We start from the raw sequence: 14,152 nt of genomic DNA, 5'->3' as shown, positions 1-14,152 counted from the left end.
AGTCTTGGAGAACACCCCTATCAGTAGGGCAACTTGATCCGGTGCTCCTCCAACGCCACGGAGTAGCGGCTCAGCAGCGCGTCGAACCCGGCCAGCAGCAGCCCCGCCGCCTCCCCCGCCTCGGCCAGGTCGCCCCGCTCGCAGGCCTCCACCACCTCGGCAACATCGCCGCGGAGGATGTGCAGCGAGTCGCCCTGGATGAGCACACCGGGCAACCGGCGGCCGGGCAGACGGACCACGGCGTCGTTACCGCCGTCAGTGAACAGCTCTGCGTCTATGCGCTCCATGGAGCCATCCAACCCGACATCACCGGCCGACACCAACGACTTGGCGCGCGGCGGAACTTGGGCATCGCGGAGCGGCACCCCTGAAAGGACCCGCGTCGCATTCGGCTCGACGCCCGCCGCCCCCGTGATGCCCGCCCCCGACCCTGGCGGCGGTGATCGGCAACGGGACCGCCGTCGGGGCCTGCTCAGTATCGGTCTCGCCGCCCATCCCGACACCGGGCACGATCACGTGATGGTGGTCTCGACCGACGGTCACGGCCTGTTCGACGCGTTCACCGGTGAGAAGACCGCCCGCGACCGGGACCCCGATGTGGACGTCATCAGCCCCGAGTGACCGCACGACCGGGTCGTCCTCTCGACGGGCCACGGCATCCACAAGGGGCAGGCCGGAGAAACCTGGTGGCACGTCTTCAACGCCGACTACTCGGAACTGCGTGCCGCCGGCTTCTCGCCCTCCCGGCAGCCCCTCGCCGTCGCCACGAGCAGCGGCCTCACCCTGTGGACCCGCCGCGCCCCGCACTGACGTAGGGCCGCCTCCCCGGCTCCCGGTCACGGCCGTTCACCCAGAGGAGCAGGACCAGCGAGGACACCGCGGCGACCGCGCACCAGGTCGAGACGAACTCCAGCTCCCAGAGCGTCCAGCAGACCATCGCGCCGGCCGTGACCAGGATCCCCATCACCACCAGCCCGCGCTCACCGGAGAGCAGCAGCGAGCCGATCGTCGCCACGAGGTAGCCGGCGATGACCAGTTGGGCGTAGGGAAGGTCCACGACGTAGCCGAGGGTGTGGCCGCGGATCTCGGCCGTCACGGGATGTACGGCGAGGGCGTGGGCGAGGGCCGCCGCGGTCGCCGCGCCGATCACGACCAGCACGCCGATCCGGGGCCGGGCCCGCCGTGGCGCGGCGCACCACACGCCCACCGGGACCCACACCGCCAGCAGGGGCATGGCGATGACGGCCCAGGCGAGGGTGGCGGGCCCACTGCCACCGTCGGCGGCCCACACCGCCGACTCAACGATCTGATGGGCGCCGAGCAGCAACGGCAGTGCCGCCATCGGGAGATCCGTCCGCCTGCGCGCCCGGACCACACAGGCCACTCCTACGGCGGCGACCGCCGCGCCCGCCACGAGGTCGGCCTTCGCACTCCAGCACATGGCACCTCCACGGGACCCGTTCGCGTACGCCTCGGTCACCGGCCACGCTACGTCTCCGCCCCGCCGCATCCCGGGTGACACGACGGCCCCAGCGCGCGGTCATGACATACCCGGGAGTACGACTCCGCCGCCCGGTCCGGACAACACACCGCTGCCCAGGCCCAGTTGACGGCCGTGCCACGAAACCACCCCCGGCCTGCGCGGGAACGTCTTCCCATGATTGGCTGACCCCGCCCACCGCACACCGTGCGCACGCACAGGAGGACACCGCAGTCATGAGCAACGCCTACACGTTCGAGTACAAGGTCGTCAGCTTCCGGGAGTCGCTGATCGGCGACGCGCTGGACAGCGACAAGCTGGAGAAGGTCCTCAACAAGCACGCCGAGGACGGCTGGGGCCTCAAGGCCATCACCGCCGCCGACGTCAAGGGCCGCATAGGTCCCGGCGCGGTCGAGGGCCTGCTCCTCACCTTCGAGCGGCCTCGCGCGTAACGACCGATGCCGTACGCGGGACGGGGGCGGCCCGGATTCGTCAGCGCCGAGGAGTCGTGATCGGCGTACCGGGCCCGGGGATCTCCCCCGACCCGCGCGGGATCAGCTCGGTCGGCATGACGACCCTGCGCGGCGGTGACGTGTCCCCGTGGATGCGGGCGAACAGCAGATGCGCGGCGCTCGTCGCGAGGGCGACCGGGTCCTGCGCGATGACCGTGACCGGCGGCGTCAGCTGCGCGGCCAGCGCGAAGTCGTCGAAGGCGATGAACGCGACGCCCGCGGGCAGCACGGCCCGCACGCCGAACGCGAGGGCCTCGTTGCCCGCGAGGACGGCCGTGGGCGGCTCCGGCGCGGAGAGGATCGCGGTGACGGCCCGGGCGGCGTCCGCGCCGGACCTCAGCCCGTGCCGCACGAGGGTCGGATCGGCGTCGATGCCCGTGGCGTTCAGGGCGGCCAGATAGCCGCGGTGCCGTTCGCCGAAGGTCCAGATCTCCGGCTTGTCGCCGAGGTAGCAGATGCGGCGGTGGCCGTGCGCGATCAGATGGCGTACGGCCTGCCGTACCGCGCCGAAGTTGTCCACCACCACGGTGTCCACGTCCAGTCCGGGCGCCACCCGGTCCACGCACACGATCTTCGTGCCCCGCGCCTGCGCCGAGCGCAGAACGCGGTGGTCGCCCGCGACCGGGGTGAGAATCAGCCCGTCGACCCTGCGGGCGGTGAAGGCCGCGATGACCTCACGTTCACGACGGAGGTCGGCGCGGCTGGAGCCGATGAGGACCATGTTGCCGCGCCGGTGGGCGACGTCCTCGGTGGCCGAGGCGACGGCGGCCATGAAGGGGTCGGCAACGTTGTCCACCATCAGTCCGATGGTCTGGCTCAATCGGTCCGTACGGCGTAACTGCCGTGCCACGTCGTCGCGTTGATAGCCCAGCTTGCGGACGGCGGCCTCCACACGGGCGGCGGTGAGGGGTGCCACGCCCGCCTCGCCGTTGACCACCCGGGACACCGTCATCACGCTCACGCCCGCTTCCGCGGCTACGTCTTTCATCCTGGGACGGCTGGCCACGCCGCGTCCTCCAGATCTCGCCCAGCGCGACCGGACCGGCGGACCGACAGCGTCCGCCCGAATCCCTGTCCGTCCCGACCCTTGACGCCCACTCACGGGCCTCCCAGAATCGACGAACTGTTAACGATACCAACCAGAAAGCACAGCATGGCCTCTGCAAGGGAACCACTTCTCGCGGCACACGGTGTGGTCAAGCGTTTCGGCCATGTCCAGGCGCTCTCGGGCGCGGACTTCACGGCGCACGCCGGCGAGGTCGTCGCACTGATCGGTGACAACGGCGCCGGCAAGTCGACGTTGGTGAACGTACTTTCCGGCGTCCTCACCCCGGACGAGGGCGAGGTGCGCCTCGACGGGGCGCCGGTCCGGTTCACGGGGCCGATGGACGCGCAACGGCACGGAGTCGAGACCGTCTACCAGGATCTGTCCCTGGCACCGGATCTTGACGCGGCGTCAAATCTCTATCTGGGAAGGGAACTTGTACGCGGAGGCCTGCTCGGCCGCCTGGGCGTGCTCGACCGTCCCACCATGCGCCGGGAGGCGATCGCGGCGTTCGGTGAACTGGGCGTGGAGCTGAAAGATGTGACGGCTCCTGTGACAACGTTGTCAGGAGGGCAACGGCAGTCCGTGGCCGTGGCGCGCGCGGTGGCCTTCGCCAACAAGGTCATCTTCATGGACGAGCCGACCGCCGCCCTGGGCGTCGTGCAGCGCGCCCGGGTCCTGGAGACCGTCCGCAAGGTCGCCGACCGGGGTATCGGCGTCGTCCTCATCAGCCACAACATGCCCGAGGTGCTGTCGGTCGCCGACCGGATCGAAGTACTGCGGCTGGGGCGCCGGGTCGCCTCGTTCACCGCGGCCGACGCCACGATCGAGAAACTCGTCGGCGCCATGACCGGATCACTGGACGAGCCCGTGCACAACGGCGACGACGGCCCGGTCGGCGCGACGGAAGCGGAGGACGGGCGATGAGCGCCAACAGCCAGGACATCAAGCCGGCCGCCCCGGCACAGGAGCCGCCCCCGGCCGGCGACGGACGCCTCGCGATACCCCCGTGGCTCCGACGGGCCGCCGGAATCAGCGAGTTGTGGACCTTCGTGATCCTCGTCGCGCTGGTCGCGTTCTTCACCATCGCGGCACCGGGCAAGTTCTTCACCACGTACGACATCACGCAGATCGCCGTGAACGCGGCCATCTATCTGGTGCTCGGCGTCGGCATGACGTTCGTGATCATCACCGCGGGCATCGACCTGTCGATCGGCTCGGTGCTGGTGCTCGCGGCGGTGGCCGCGGGCGAGTACAACATCCATCACGGCGGCCCCACCGCCGGCTGGTTCACGGTCGCGGTCTGTGTCGTCATCGCCCTTGCGGTGGGGGCGGGTTGGGGCGCGCTGCAGGGCGCGGTGGTGGCGACCGGGAAGGTGCCGCCGCTGATCGTGACCCTGGGCGGCCTGGGCGCGGCGCTCGGCATCGCCGAACTCGCCACCGGCGGCCAGGACCCGTCCGGCGCGTCCGCGGCACACCTCCAAAACAGCCTGGGATTCGGCAAGTTGCTCGGCATCCCCTGGATGGTGATCCTCGCCGCGGTGGTCACCGCCCTGTTCGGCGCGGTGCTCGGCGCCACGAAGTTCGGCAGCCACACCCTGGCGATCGGCTCCAACCCGACCGCGGTCCGCCGCGCGGGCATCCCGGTGGGCCGCCACCTGATCAAGGTCTACGGCCTGATGGGCCTCCTCGCCGGTCTTGGCGCGGTGATGTGGCTGGCGTCGTACGGCACGACGTCGATCGCCGGGCACTCCACCGACAACCTGAAGGTGATCACCGCGGTGGTCCTGGGCGGTACCAGCCTGTTCGGCGGGCGGGGTTCGGTGCTGGGCACCGTGATCGGTGTGTTCATCCCCGCGGTGCTGACCACCGGGCTGATCGTCATCGGCGTTCAGCAGTACTGGCAGGACGTCGCCGTCGGTGTCGTGCTGGTCGCCGCCGTCTACATCGACCAGATGCGCAGGAAGACCCGGGAGCGCGCATGATCCCGACCCCTGCCCCAGCCTTCGTCCCAACCCTCGTATGACCCAGGAGGACACCCTTATGTCGAGCATCCGCATCACGCGCAAAGTACTGGTCGCCGCGGGCACCGTGCTGGTCCTGACCGGCGCCGCCGCCTGCAGTTCGTCGAGCGACAGCGGCAGTTCGGGGTCGAAAGGAGGGGCCTCCGGCAAGAAGGTCCGGCTGATCACCGGCGTGAAGAGCGACCCCTTCTACATCACCATGACCTGCGCGGCACAGACCGAGGCCAAGGCCAAGGGCATGGAGTTCAGCGCCGACGGCTCCGCCCAGTGGGACGTGTCGGTGCAGCGCCCGCTCATCGACTCGGTGGCGGCGACCCGGCCGGACGGGCTCCTGATCTCGCCGGTCGACGTGAGCGCGCTCACCCCCTCGCTCAAGCAGATCCAGTCGTCCGGGACCAAGGTCGCGCTGGTGGACACCACGGTCACCGACCCCTCGATCGGCATCACCCGTATCTCGTCCGACAACGAGAAGGGCGGCCGGGTGGCGGCCGACGCGCTCGCCAAGCTGATGAACGAGAAGGGCTCGGCCATCGTCATCAGCGTCAAGCCCGGCGTCTCCACCACCGACGCCCGCATCAAGGGCTTCACGGAGGAGATGAAGAAGTACCCGAACATCAAGATGCTGCCCACCCTCTACGACAACGACCTGCCGGCCACCGCGGCCTCCCAGATCCAGTCGACGCTGGCGGCCCACCCCGACCTGGGCGGTGTCTTCGCGGGCAACACGAACACCGGCCAGGGCATAGCCACCGGTCTCAAGCAGGCGGGCAAGGAGGGCAAGGTGCAGGTCGCCGCGTTCGACGCCGAGCCGGACGAGATCGCCTCGCTCAAGGCCGGCACCCTGCAGGTCCTGGTCGCGCAGGACCCGGCGGCGATCGGCAAGGAGGCCGTCGACCAGCTCGCCGACGCCTTCGAGGGCAAGACGGTCCAGAAGTCGATCGGCACCAACATGGTCGCCATCACCAAGGCGAACATGAACCAGCCCGAGATCAGCAAGTACTTCTACAAGGCGGGGTGTTGAGCACAGTCCCACCGCCGCCGCTGCCGGGTGCCCTCCTGCGTCACGGGTGCCCGGCAGCGGCGTATCAAAAGAGGGACCGAGCCGTGTCAAGAAGGAGGATCAGAAAGGGGACTTTGCATGACCATGCGCGAGGGTGCATAATCTTCCCATGTCTAAGGTCCTCACCTCCCTCCCCACCGGCGAGCGCGTCGGCATCGCCTTCTCGGGCGGCCTCGACACCTCCGTCGCGGTCGCCTGGATGCGCGACAAGGGTGCCGTCCCCTGCACCTACACCGCCGACATCGGCCAGTACGACGAGCCCGACATCGCCTCGGTGCCCGGCCGCGCGCAGGCCTACGGCGCCGAGATCGCGCGGCTGGTCGACTGCCGTGCGGCGCTGGTCGAGGAGGGCCTGGCCGCGCTGACCTGCGGGGCGTTCCACATCCGCTCCGGCGGGCGCGCCTACTTCAACACCACCCCGCTGGGCCGCGCCGTCACCGGCACGCTGCTGGTGCGGGCGATGCTGGAGGACGACGTCCAGATCTGGGGCGACGGCTCGACCTTCAAGGGCAACGACATCGAGCGGTTCTACCGCTACGGCCTGCTGGCCAACCCGCATCTGCGGATCTACAAGCCCTGGCTGGACGCGGACTTCGTGACGGAGCTCGGCGGCCGCAAGGAGATGTCGGAGTGGCTGCTCGCGCACGAGCTGCCGTACCGGGACAGCACGGAGAAGGCGTACTCCACCGACGCCAACATCTGGGGCGCCACCCACGAGGCCAAGACCCTTGAACACCTGGACACGGGCGTGGAGACCGTCGAGCCGATCATGGGCGTGCGCTTCTGGGACCCGTCGGTCGAGATCGTCACCGAGGACGTGACGATCGGCTTCGACCAGGGCCGCCCGGTGACGATCAACGGCAAGGAGTTCTCCTCCCCCGTCGACCTCGTCATGGAGGCCAACGCGATCGGCGGCCGGCACGGCCTGGGCATGTCCGACCAGATCGAGAACCGGATCATCGAGGCGAAGAGCCGCGGCATCTACGAGGCGCCCGGCATGGCCCTGCTGCACGCGGCCTACGAGCGGCTCGTGAACGCGATCCACAACGAGGACACCGTCGCCCAGTACCACAACGAGGGCCGGCGCCTCGGTCGCCTGATGTACGAGGGCCGCTGGCTGGACCCGCAGGCCCTGATGGTCCGGGAGTCCCTCCAGCGCTGGGTCGGCTCGGCGATCACCGGTGAGGTCACCCTGCGGCTGCGGCGCGGCGAGGACTACTCGCTGCTCGACACCTCGGGCCCGGCGTTCAGCTACCACCCCGACAAGCTCTCCATGGAGCGCACCGAGGACTCGGCCTTCGGCCCGGTCGACCGCATCGGCCAGTTGACGATGCGCAACCTCGACATCGCCGACTCCCGCGCCAAGCTGGAGCAGTACGCCGGCCTCGGCCTCATCGGCACCGGCAACACCGCGATCGGCGCCGCCCAGGCCGCCGCGACCGGCCTCATCGGCAGCATGCCCGAGGGCGGCGCCGAGGCCATCGCCTCCCGCGGCGAGGTCTCCGAGGACGACGCGCTCCTGGACCGCGCGGCGATGGAGTCCGGCACGGACTGATCAACTCCGCTGATCCGCACGGCTGTTGGGCCGGTTCGACGCGTCGGGCGCCGGACCGGCCTTTCGGCGTTCGGGGCGGGATCGGATCGGTCACCGAGGCCCACGTACCCTTCCCCCGTGACCACGCACAAGACCGCCGCCGTGAGCGTCGAAGCGATGCTCGACGACCTCCGGACCCTCGTCGAGATCGAGTCCCCCTCCCGTGACCTGGATGCCTTGCGGGAGTCGGCCAAGATCGTCGCCGCTGTCATCGAAGGGCGGCTCGGTGGGCGGGCCGAACTGGTGGAGAGCGAGGGCGGGCCGCATGTCCACTGGTCCGGCGGTGGGACGCCCCGCGTGCTGGTTCTCGGTCACCACGACACCGTGTTCCCGCTCGGCACCCTCGCGCGTCGGCCCTTCCTGGTCGAGGGCGGGCGGGTGACCGGGCCCGGTGTCTTCGACATGCTGGGCGGTCTGGTGCAGGCGATCCATGGGCTGGCGGCGCTGGACGACCTTTCGGGCGTCGAGATCCTCGTGACCGCCGACGAAGAGGTCGGGTCCCGCTCCTCCCGGGCGCTCATCGAGGAACGTGCCCTCGCCTGCGGTGCCGTGCTGGTGGTCGAGGGGGCCGCCGACGGCGGGGGTGTGAAGACCGGCCGTAAGGGATGCGGCACGTTCGAGGTCTCCGTCGCGGGCCGGGCCTCGCACGCGGGACTGGAGCCCGCCGCCGGGGTCAACGCGCTGGTCGAGGCGGCCCACCAGGTGCTGGACATCGCGGCGTTGGCACGGCCGGAGGTCGGCACGACGGTCACGCCGACCGTCGCGTCCGCCGGGACCTTGGACAATGTCGTCCCCGCGCGGGCGACCGTCGTCGTGGACGTGCGGGTCGAGTCGGCGGGCGAGAAGGAACGGATCGAGGCCGCGTTCGCCGCCCTCGCGCCGCATCTCGACGAGGCCGTGATCACCGTGGAAGGAAGTGTCGGCCGGCCGCCGATGCCCGAGTCGGCCGCGGCCGAACTGTTCGCTGTGGCGCGGGAGTTGCTGCCCGGGCTCGAAGGACGGGCGGTCGGCGGCGGGAGCGACGGGAACTTCACGGCCGCGCTGGGGGTGCCGACGCTCGACGGGCTGGGCGCGGTCGGGGGCGGGGCGCACGCCGACCACGAGTATCTGCTCGTCGCGTCGATGGCCGAGCGGGCGCACCTCGTCGCCGGGCTGGTGGACGCGATCCGGAGCACCTGACCCCCGGGTTTGTCGGGTCCGTTCCGGCGGCATCAACAGGCCGTCGGAGAGACATACTTGACCATGCGGGGGATCGTCCCGTGGTGGCCTGATACGGGAGCGGCATTCAGTGAGCAGTGTCAGCACAGTCGCGGGGAAGGTCGAAGTTCGGCTCCGCTGGGATCCGAGTCCCTGGGGGCAGCAGCCGCGCCATCTGGACATCGTCGCGGCGACCTACTCGGCCGAGGCACCGCACGGACACCCGGTGTATGTCGTCAACTCCGAGAGCCGCTCGCCGGACGGCACGATCAACATGAGCCGGCACAGCGAGAGCGGCCAGGGGTACGGCTACATGGAGGTGATGGTCCTCGAACTCGACCGGCTCGCCGCGTCGTTCGCGCGGGTGGTCGTGGGGGTGGCGATCCACCAGAACGGCGGGACCAGGACCTTCGGTGATCTGTCGCACGCCAGGACCCTGGTCGTGGAGGGGTACAAGGAGCTGCTGTCGGACGACTTCGCGGGGGTGGCCGGGTCCACCGCCGCGACGGTCGCGGAGTTCACCAAGGACGCCTCCGGAGCATGGGAGTTCCGCGCGATGGTGCGCGGGTTCGACAGCGAACCGGCGGGGTTCACCGCGGAGATGGGCAGCGTGTCTCGGCCCTGACCGGCTGGTCCGCGTTGAACTGCGGCAGCAGCGCCGTGACGGTCGGCCGCCGGTGGCGCACCTCGTGGACCACGCCCAGGACGACGGCGGTGGCCACCGCGACCAGATGCTCACGCCCGGCCAGGTTGGGTTTCACGATCGACTCCCACACCATCGATCCGCCGGTGAGGAAGAACACGACGGGCGCGCGCCGGACGACGGCGAGATACGTGAACAGTCCTACGACCGCCGCGGACGGCCCGGTGTCGAGGACGTGCCCGATCTCCGGCCGCAGCCCGATGCCGCCGCAGCCGGGCCCGATCAGGAGCATCACGCGCACCGTGAGCGTGCCGGCCAGCGTGGTCGCGTAGGCGACGACCAGGGTGCGGGCCCGGCCGAGGGCGAGTTCGGCCAGCGCGAAGGCGAGGAACAGCTGGGTGATGCCGGCCCAGACGGGCAGGTCGAGGGCGGGGACGTACAGCGATATGGGGGTACGCAGCAGAGCGAGCCACAGCGGCAGGTCGCCCTGGACGCCGCCGATGTCCCGCACGATCACGGCACCGGTCGGGTTCTGGGCGAGGGCGTGGAAGAAGATGACGCCGAAGGCGGCGACGAACGCCAGGGACACCCCCATCAGTCCGCGCCGCAGCAGCTGTCGTACCGGATCGACGACGATGCCCTGCCATTCACCCCGCAGTGTGCGCCAGATGAACAACGATCCCAACTCCCCCATCATCGGCCAAACATACGGATCGGAATCTAACCCCCTGTGCGCTTCCTGTGCGTCCCGGGTCGGCCCGAGTCGTTGGCGCGGCTCGCGGACGGTACGGGTGGGGCTGATATTGAAGAGTGGGAAGCTTTCCCGACGGTTGTTCGAGGACTGAAGGAAGCGGAGGGCCGGTGCGCACCTCAAGAGATCCGGCCGGCTCCACCGTGGTAGACGCAGGGCAGCGCTCCACACCTCCGCTCAGCTGGGCCGTGGTCGTGTTCTGGCTCGTCTTCGTCACGCTGGTGGTGGCGGTGACCGGTATCGCGCTGGGCCGGGACACCCGGCCCGCCCCCTTTCTGGTGGTGCTGCCCGCGCTGATCGCCGGGCGCGGAACCGTGCGGCAGACCACCGTCGCCTCCGCGTGGGTGACACTCGTCATCGTCGGCTCCCTCGTCGACACCCCGCTGGGCACGGCGGGCGCCGACGCGGCCGTCGTCGCCTTCACCCTGGTGTTCAACGGCCTCAGCGTGGCGCGGGCGGCGCAGCGGATCCGCTGGGAGGGCGAGATCGCCCGGCTGCGGTCGGCGGCGGCCGCCCTGCAACGCCAGATCCTGCGCCCGTTCCCCCTGATGACCGACCAGCTCCTGGTCCACGGCCTGTACCGGCCGGTGGAGGAGGACAGCCGGGTGGGCGGCGACGTCTACGAGGTCGTCTCCTCGCCGTACGGTAGCCGCGTCTTCATCGCCGACGTCCAGGGCAAGGGCCTCCAGGCGATCAGCGCCGCGTTCGCCGTGCTGAGCGCCTTCCGCGAGGCGGCCGTGGCCGAGCCCACGCTCACCGCCGTGGTCGACGCCCTGGAGGAGGCGGTGCTACGGCACAACTCCTTCGCGGCGCAGACCGGTGAGCGGGAGCGGTTCGTGACGGCGCTGGTCCTGGGCGTCGACGGCGAGCAGGAGGTGCAGGCGATCAACTGCGGTCATGTGGCACCGCTGCTGCTGCACAAGGAACGGGCCGATCCGGTGCTCCGGCAGGAGCCCTGCGTGCCGCTGGGCCTCGACGCGCTGGCCCCTGAGCCTCGTACCGTCGAATGGTTCGACTTCCCTTCGGACGGCACCCTGCTGCTCTGCACGGACGGCGTCACCGAGGCCCGCGATCCGTCCGGCGCGTTCTATCCGCTGGAGGAGCGGGCGGCGACCTGGGGCGAGGTCCTCCCGAAGGATGTACCGGCCACCGTCTACGGCGATCTGCGCCGCCACACGGCGGGCATGCCCCGGGACGACACCGCGCTGCTGGTGCTGCGCAGACGGAGCGACGCGGGCCTTCTCTGACTGAGCGGTGAGCTCACGGTCGGCCGCCCTGGCGGGGATCGCCCGCGGTGAGGTGTTCGAGGACCTCGGCCAGTTCCTGGCAGGCCTTCTCCACCGAGAGCCTGGTGTTGCGCTGCTCGGTGATGACCGAGGACAGCAGGAGGGCGGTGAGGGCCATCGTGCCGTTGAAGGCCTGCAGTTTCATCATGACCTCGACATGGGTCAGCCCGGCGAACGGGCCCGTCTCCCGGGTCGCCGCGATGGTGGCCATGACGGAGGCGAAGAGGGCGCACAGCATGCTGCCCGCGAAGCGGAACCGCAGCGCCGCCCAGATCAGCAGCGGATAGACCAGGAACAGCAGGCTGATGCGGTTGTGGGTGACGAGGGGGACGATCACGCCGATGGTCGCCGCGAGGCCCAGGGCCTCCTTCCACCGGTGCAGGTCCAGGGGCAGGCGCACGGTACGCAGCATGAGCAGCAGCGGGGTCACGATCAGCACGCCCATCGCGTCGCCCACCCACCAGCCCAGCCAGACCGGCCAGAAGGAGTGCGCGGCCAGCTTGTCGGTGAGGACGAGCAGCCCGACCCCGCAGGTGGCGCTGATCAGCATCGCGGACAGGGCGCCCAGGAACACCAGGGCGAGCCCGTCGCGCAGTCGGCCGAGGTCGGTGCGGAAGCCCACCCGGCGCAGCATGAGGTAGGCGCAGGCGGGCGCCACGGTGTTGCCCGCCAGGACGACGAGCACGGTCGGCTGGAGCGAGGTGATCGACATGATCACGAGGAGCACGCCGAGGGCGATGCCGGGCAGCACCCGCGGCCCGAAGATCAGCAGGCAGGCGACCGCGACGCCGGTGGGCGGCCAGATGGGGGTGAACACGGCGCCCTCGACGACGAGCTCCCGCAGCAGGCCGAGCCGCCCCGCCGCGAAGTAGCCGCCGGCGACGGCCAGCGTCAGGAGGGCGTACCCGGCCGGTCGCCGCAGATCCTCGAAACCCACCACAGCTGCCATCAGACACTGAGGCGGCCGTGTCGGCGAGGCGAGCGGGGCGGGGCCGGGCCGTGCGGGAGGCAATCGGCAGCTGACCTGTGCCGGTGAGCGGGGCGCGGCGCGGGCGGCCGTAAGCCCGTCAAGGCGCCTCGGCGCGGCTGCGCAGCGGCAGCCGGGTCATGCCCCCGCCGGAGCGGCCCTACGCGCCGGTGTCGGGCGCGTCGTGGCCCACGACCAGGACCGCCGCGTCGTCCTCGTGCCCCACGCGCTCGGCGCCCTTGATCACGGCGGCCGCGAGGGAGCCCGCCTCCATGCCCGCCACGGCGGCGATTCCGGCGAGGCGCATCACCTGGTCGAGGCCTTCGTCGACGCTCATCGAGGGGCCCTCCACGACGCCGTCGGTCACCAGGACGAAGACGCCGCCGGTGGTGAGCCGGTGCTCGGTCACGGGGTACCGCTGTCCGGCGACGATGCCGAGGGGCGGGCCGCCCTCGTCGTCGGTGATGCCGGAGCGGCCGTCGGCGGTGGCCCAGACGGAGGGTATGTGTCCGGCCCGCGCGCTCTCCAGCACCCCGGTGATCGGGTCCAGGCGCATGAAGGTGCAGGTCGCGAAGAGTTCGGTGCCGAGGGACAGGAGCAGGTCGTTCGTCAGGGAGAGGAGTTCGCCGGGCTCGCTGGTGACGGAGGCGAGGGCGCGCAGGCCGACCCTCACCTGGCCCATGAACGCGGCCGCCTCGATGTTGTGGCCCTGGACGTCGCCGATGGACAGGCCGATGCGTCCGTCGGGCATCGTGAAGGCGTCGTACCAGTCGCCGCCCACGTTGAGGCCGTGATTCGCGGGCGAGTACTTGACCGCGAGGTGGAACCGGGGAGTGACGGGCATGTCGCCGGGCAGCATGCCGCGCTGGAGGGCGACGGCCAGTTCGACCAGGGAGCGCTGGAGCTCCGCCCGCTCGCGTGCCTGGGCGGTCAGCGTCCCGAGTCTGGCCAGCAGTTCGTCACCGTCGTCCATGGGGTGCTTGCGGGACATTGACCACTCCAAGGGGGTTGGTACCGCTATAAGCATAAAGAACGGATTTTTCTCCCTCGGAAACGCCCAAAAACAGGACGAAAAACAGGACGCACGCCAACAGGTACGACAACGGCCCGGCCACCGCGGGAAGCGGGGCCGGGCCGACCTGTCGTACGTGCCGCGTCAGCCCTGGCGGGCCTTGAAACGCGGGTCCTTCTTGTTGATCACGAACGTCACGCCACGACGGCGTACCACCTGCGCGCCGGGCTTGGCCTTCAGCGACCGCAGCGAGTTGCGAACCTTCATGACTGCCTCCCATAGCGGCGCTCGAAGCGCTCCACACGGCCCGCGGTGTCCACGACACGCGTGTTGCCGGTGTAGAACGGGTGGCTGGCCGACGAGATCTCGACGTCGATCAGCGGGTAGGTGTTCCCGTCCGCCCACTCGACCGTGCGCGCCGACCGCGCGGTCGAGGTGGTCAGGAACGCGGTGTCCGCCGCGCGGTCGCGGAAGACGACCGGACGGGACACGGGGTGGATGCCAGACCTCATGGTGCTTCCTTCCTCAGGCCGTCCGCTGCGGGACGGCCGCTCTGCCGTGTTCGTGGGACAGCCGCTCGG

Annotated in this window: 16 protein-coding genes and 1 pseudogene; 9 read left to right on the top strand and 8 right to left on the bottom strand. The window is 70.6% G+C overall.

All coding sequences use genetic code 11. The features are described from left to right. Positions 1–20: 20 nt before the first annotated feature. The gene (locus tag OG407_RS46025) at positions 21–287 is read right to left on the bottom strand and encodes a DUF6959 family protein (protein ID WP_327399095.1); all 267 of its coding nucleotides are present in this window, start codon (positions 285–287) and stop codon (positions 21–23) included. A 127-nt stretch (positions 288–414) separates the two neighbouring features. On the opposite strand from OG407_RS46025, the pseudogene OG407_RS46020 reads away from it, so the two are divergent. Further along, positions 415–810 (top strand): annotated as a pseudogene (locus OG407_RS46020) (hypothetical protein). Here the strand turns inward: OG407_RS46020 and OG407_RS46015 are convergent. Further along, positions 779–1,441, bottom strand: a complete 663-nt coding sequence (locus tag OG407_RS46015; protein ID WP_405866929.1) for a DUF6629 family protein — start codon at positions 1,439–1,441, stop codon at positions 779–781. The pseudogene OG407_RS46020 and the gene OG407_RS46015 sit on opposite strands and share 32 nt — an antisense overlap. 275 nt (positions 1,442–1,716) lie before the next feature. Between OG407_RS46015 and OG407_RS46010 the strand changes: the two genes are divergently transcribed. Continuing rightward, positions 1,717–1,932: a DUF4177 domain-containing protein gene (locus OG407_RS46010; RefSeq protein ID WP_019056094.1), complete on the top strand. Its 216-nt coding sequence runs from the start codon at positions 1,717–1,719 to the stop codon at positions 1,930–1,932. Between the two features lie 40 nt (positions 1,933–1,972). Here the strand turns inward: OG407_RS46010 and OG407_RS46005 are convergent, their stop codons facing one another. Beyond that, positions 1,973–2,980, bottom strand: coding sequence for a LacI family DNA-binding transcriptional regulator (locus OG407_RS46005; protein ID WP_405866927.1), 1,008 nt, complete (start codon positions 2,978–2,980; stop codon positions 1,973–1,975). A gap of 165 nt (positions 2,981–3,145) precedes the next feature. Here OG407_RS46005 and OG407_RS46000 point away from each other — a divergent pair, with 165 nt between their 5' ends. From OG407_RS46000 to OG407_RS45975, 6 genes are all read left to right on the top strand, one after another. Then, positions 3,146–3,964, top strand: coding sequence for an ATP-binding cassette domain-containing protein (locus OG407_RS46000; protein WP_405866925.1), 819 nt, complete (start codon positions 3,146–3,148; stop codon positions 3,962–3,964). Then, positions 3,961–5,022, top strand: a complete 1,062-nt coding sequence (locus OG407_RS45995; RefSeq protein ID WP_405866923.1) for an ABC transporter permease — start codon at positions 3,961–3,963, stop codon at positions 5,020–5,022. The genes OG407_RS46000 and OG407_RS45995 overlap by 4 nt, the downstream gene beginning before the upstream one ends. Before the next feature lie 58 nt (positions 5,023–5,080). Next, complete coding sequence (locus OG407_RS45990) at positions 5,081–6,082, top strand: ABC transporter substrate-binding protein (RefSeq protein ID WP_405866921.1); 1,002 nt, start codon at positions 5,081–5,083, stop codon at positions 6,080–6,082. Between the two features lie 148 nt (positions 6,083–6,230). Beyond that, complete coding sequence (argG, locus tag OG407_RS45985; protein ID WP_033280510.1) at positions 6,231–7,676, top strand: argininosuccinate synthase; 1,446 nt, start codon at positions 6,231–6,233, stop codon at positions 7,674–7,676. Positions 7,677–7,832: 156 nt separating this feature from the next. Next, the gene (locus OG407_RS45980) at positions 7,833–8,894 is read left to right on the top strand and encodes a M20 family metallopeptidase (protein ID WP_405868936.1); all 1,062 of its coding nucleotides are present in this window, start codon (positions 7,833–7,835) and stop codon (positions 8,892–8,894) included. Between the two features lie 109 nt (positions 8,895–9,003). Then, positions 9,004–9,537 (top strand): TerD family protein, encoded by a 534-nt coding sequence (locus OG407_RS45975; RefSeq protein ID WP_403589285.1) that lies wholly within the window; start codon positions 9,004–9,006, stop codon positions 9,535–9,537. On the opposite strand, the gene OG407_RS45970 is transcribed toward OG407_RS45975, so the two are convergent. Beyond that, positions 9,503–10,252: a hypothetical protein gene (locus tag OG407_RS45970; RefSeq protein ID WP_403589286.1), complete on the bottom strand. Its 750-nt coding sequence runs from the start codon at positions 10,250–10,252 to the stop codon at positions 9,503–9,505. The genes OG407_RS45975 and OG407_RS45970 overlap by 35 nt on opposite strands. A gap of 164 nt (positions 10,253–10,416) precedes the next feature. Here OG407_RS45970 and OG407_RS45965 point away from each other — a divergent pair, with 164 nt between their 5' ends. After that, positions 10,417–11,553, top strand: a complete 1,137-nt coding sequence (locus OG407_RS45965; protein ID WP_405866918.1) for a PP2C family protein-serine/threonine phosphatase — start codon at positions 10,417–10,419, stop codon at positions 11,551–11,553. Between the two features lie 13 nt (positions 11,554–11,566). Here OG407_RS45965 and OG407_RS45960 read toward each other — a convergent pair whose 3' ends face one another. The 4 genes from OG407_RS45960 to OG407_RS45945 all read right to left on the bottom strand — a co-directional run bounded on the left by OG407_RS45960 (position 11,567) and on the right by OG407_RS45945 (position 14,083). After that, on the bottom strand, positions 11,567–12,541 hold the full coding sequence (locus OG407_RS45960) for an MASE1 domain-containing protein (RefSeq protein ID WP_405866916.1): 975 nt from the start codon (positions 12,539–12,541) through the stop codon (positions 11,567–11,569). 178 nt (positions 12,542–12,719) lie between these two features. After that, entirely contained in the window at positions 12,720–13,550 is an 831-nt protein-coding gene (locus tag OG407_RS45955) for a PP2C family protein-serine/threonine phosphatase (RefSeq protein WP_405866914.1), read from the bottom strand. A 165-nt stretch (positions 13,551–13,715) separates the two neighbouring features. Beyond that, a complete protein-coding gene (gene ykgO, locus OG407_RS45950) occupies positions 13,716–13,838 on the bottom strand; it encodes a type B 50S ribosomal protein L36 (protein ID WP_014669332.1) in 123 nt (40 codons plus the stop codon). Next, a complete protein-coding gene (locus tag OG407_RS45945; RefSeq protein ID WP_403589290.1) occupies positions 13,835–14,083 on the bottom strand; it encodes a type B 50S ribosomal protein L31 in 249 nt (82 codons plus the stop codon). The genes ykgO and OG407_RS45945 overlap by 4 nt, the downstream gene beginning before the upstream one ends. Positions 14,084–14,152 lie beyond the last annotated feature (69 nt).

It is taken from the genome of Streptomyces sp. NBC_01515 (assembly GCF_045040345.1).
Taxonomy (GTDB): domain Bacteria; phylum Actinomycetota; class Actinomycetes; order Streptomycetales; family Streptomycetaceae; genus Streptomyces.
This window is presented reverse-complemented; position numbering and strand designations above follow the sequence as displayed.

Coding starts and splice junctions, on each gene's coding strand:
- OG407_RS46025 (WP_327399095.1), bottom strand. CDS start 287: ATGGAGCGCATAGACGCAGAGCTGTTCACTGACGGCGGTAACGACGCC.
- OG407_RS46015 (WP_405866929.1), bottom strand. CDS start 1,441: ATGTGCTGGAGTGCGAAGGCCGACCTCGTGGCGGGCGCGGCGGTCGCC.
- OG407_RS46010 (WP_019056094.1), top strand. CDS start 1,717: ATGAGCAACGCCTACACGTTCGAGTACAAGGTCGTCAGCTTCCGGGAG.
- OG407_RS46005 (WP_405866927.1), bottom strand. CDS start 2,980: ATGAAAGACGTAGCCGCGGAAGCGGGCGTGAGCGTGATGACGGTGTCC.
- OG407_RS46000 (WP_405866925.1), top strand. CDS start 3,146: ATGGCCTCTGCAAGGGAACCACTTCTCGCGGCACACGGTGTGGTCAAG.
- OG407_RS45995 (WP_405866923.1), top strand. CDS start 3,961: ATGAGCGCCAACAGCCAGGACATCAAGCCGGCCGCCCCGGCACAGGAG.
- OG407_RS45990 (WP_405866921.1), top strand. CDS start 5,081: ATGTCGAGCATCCGCATCACGCGCAAAGTACTGGTCGCCGCGGGCACC.
- argG (WP_033280510.1), top strand. CDS start 6,231: ATGTCTAAGGTCCTCACCTCCCTCCCCACCGGCGAGCGCGTCGGCATC.
- OG407_RS45980 (WP_405868936.1), top strand. CDS start 7,833: ATGCTCGACGACCTCCGGACCCTCGTCGAGATCGAGTCCCCCTCCCGT.
- OG407_RS45970 (WP_403589286.1), bottom strand. CDS start 10,252: ATGATGGGGGAGTTGGGATCGTTGTTCATCTGGCGCACACTGCGGGGT.
- OG407_RS45960 (WP_405866916.1), bottom strand. CDS start 12,541: ATGGCAGCTGTGGTGGGTTTCGAGGATCTGCGGCGACCGGCCGGGTAC.
- OG407_RS45955 (WP_405866914.1), bottom strand. CDS start 13,550: ATGTCCCGCAAGCACCCCATGGACGACGGTGACGAACTGCTGGCCAGA.
- ykgO (WP_014669332.1), bottom strand. CDS start 13,838: ATGAAGGTTCGCAACTCGCTGCGGTCGCTGAAGGCCAAGCCCGGCGCG.
- OG407_RS45945 (WP_403589290.1), bottom strand. CDS start 14,083: ATGAGGTCTGGCATCCACCCCGTGTCCCGTCCGGTCGTCTTCCGCGAC.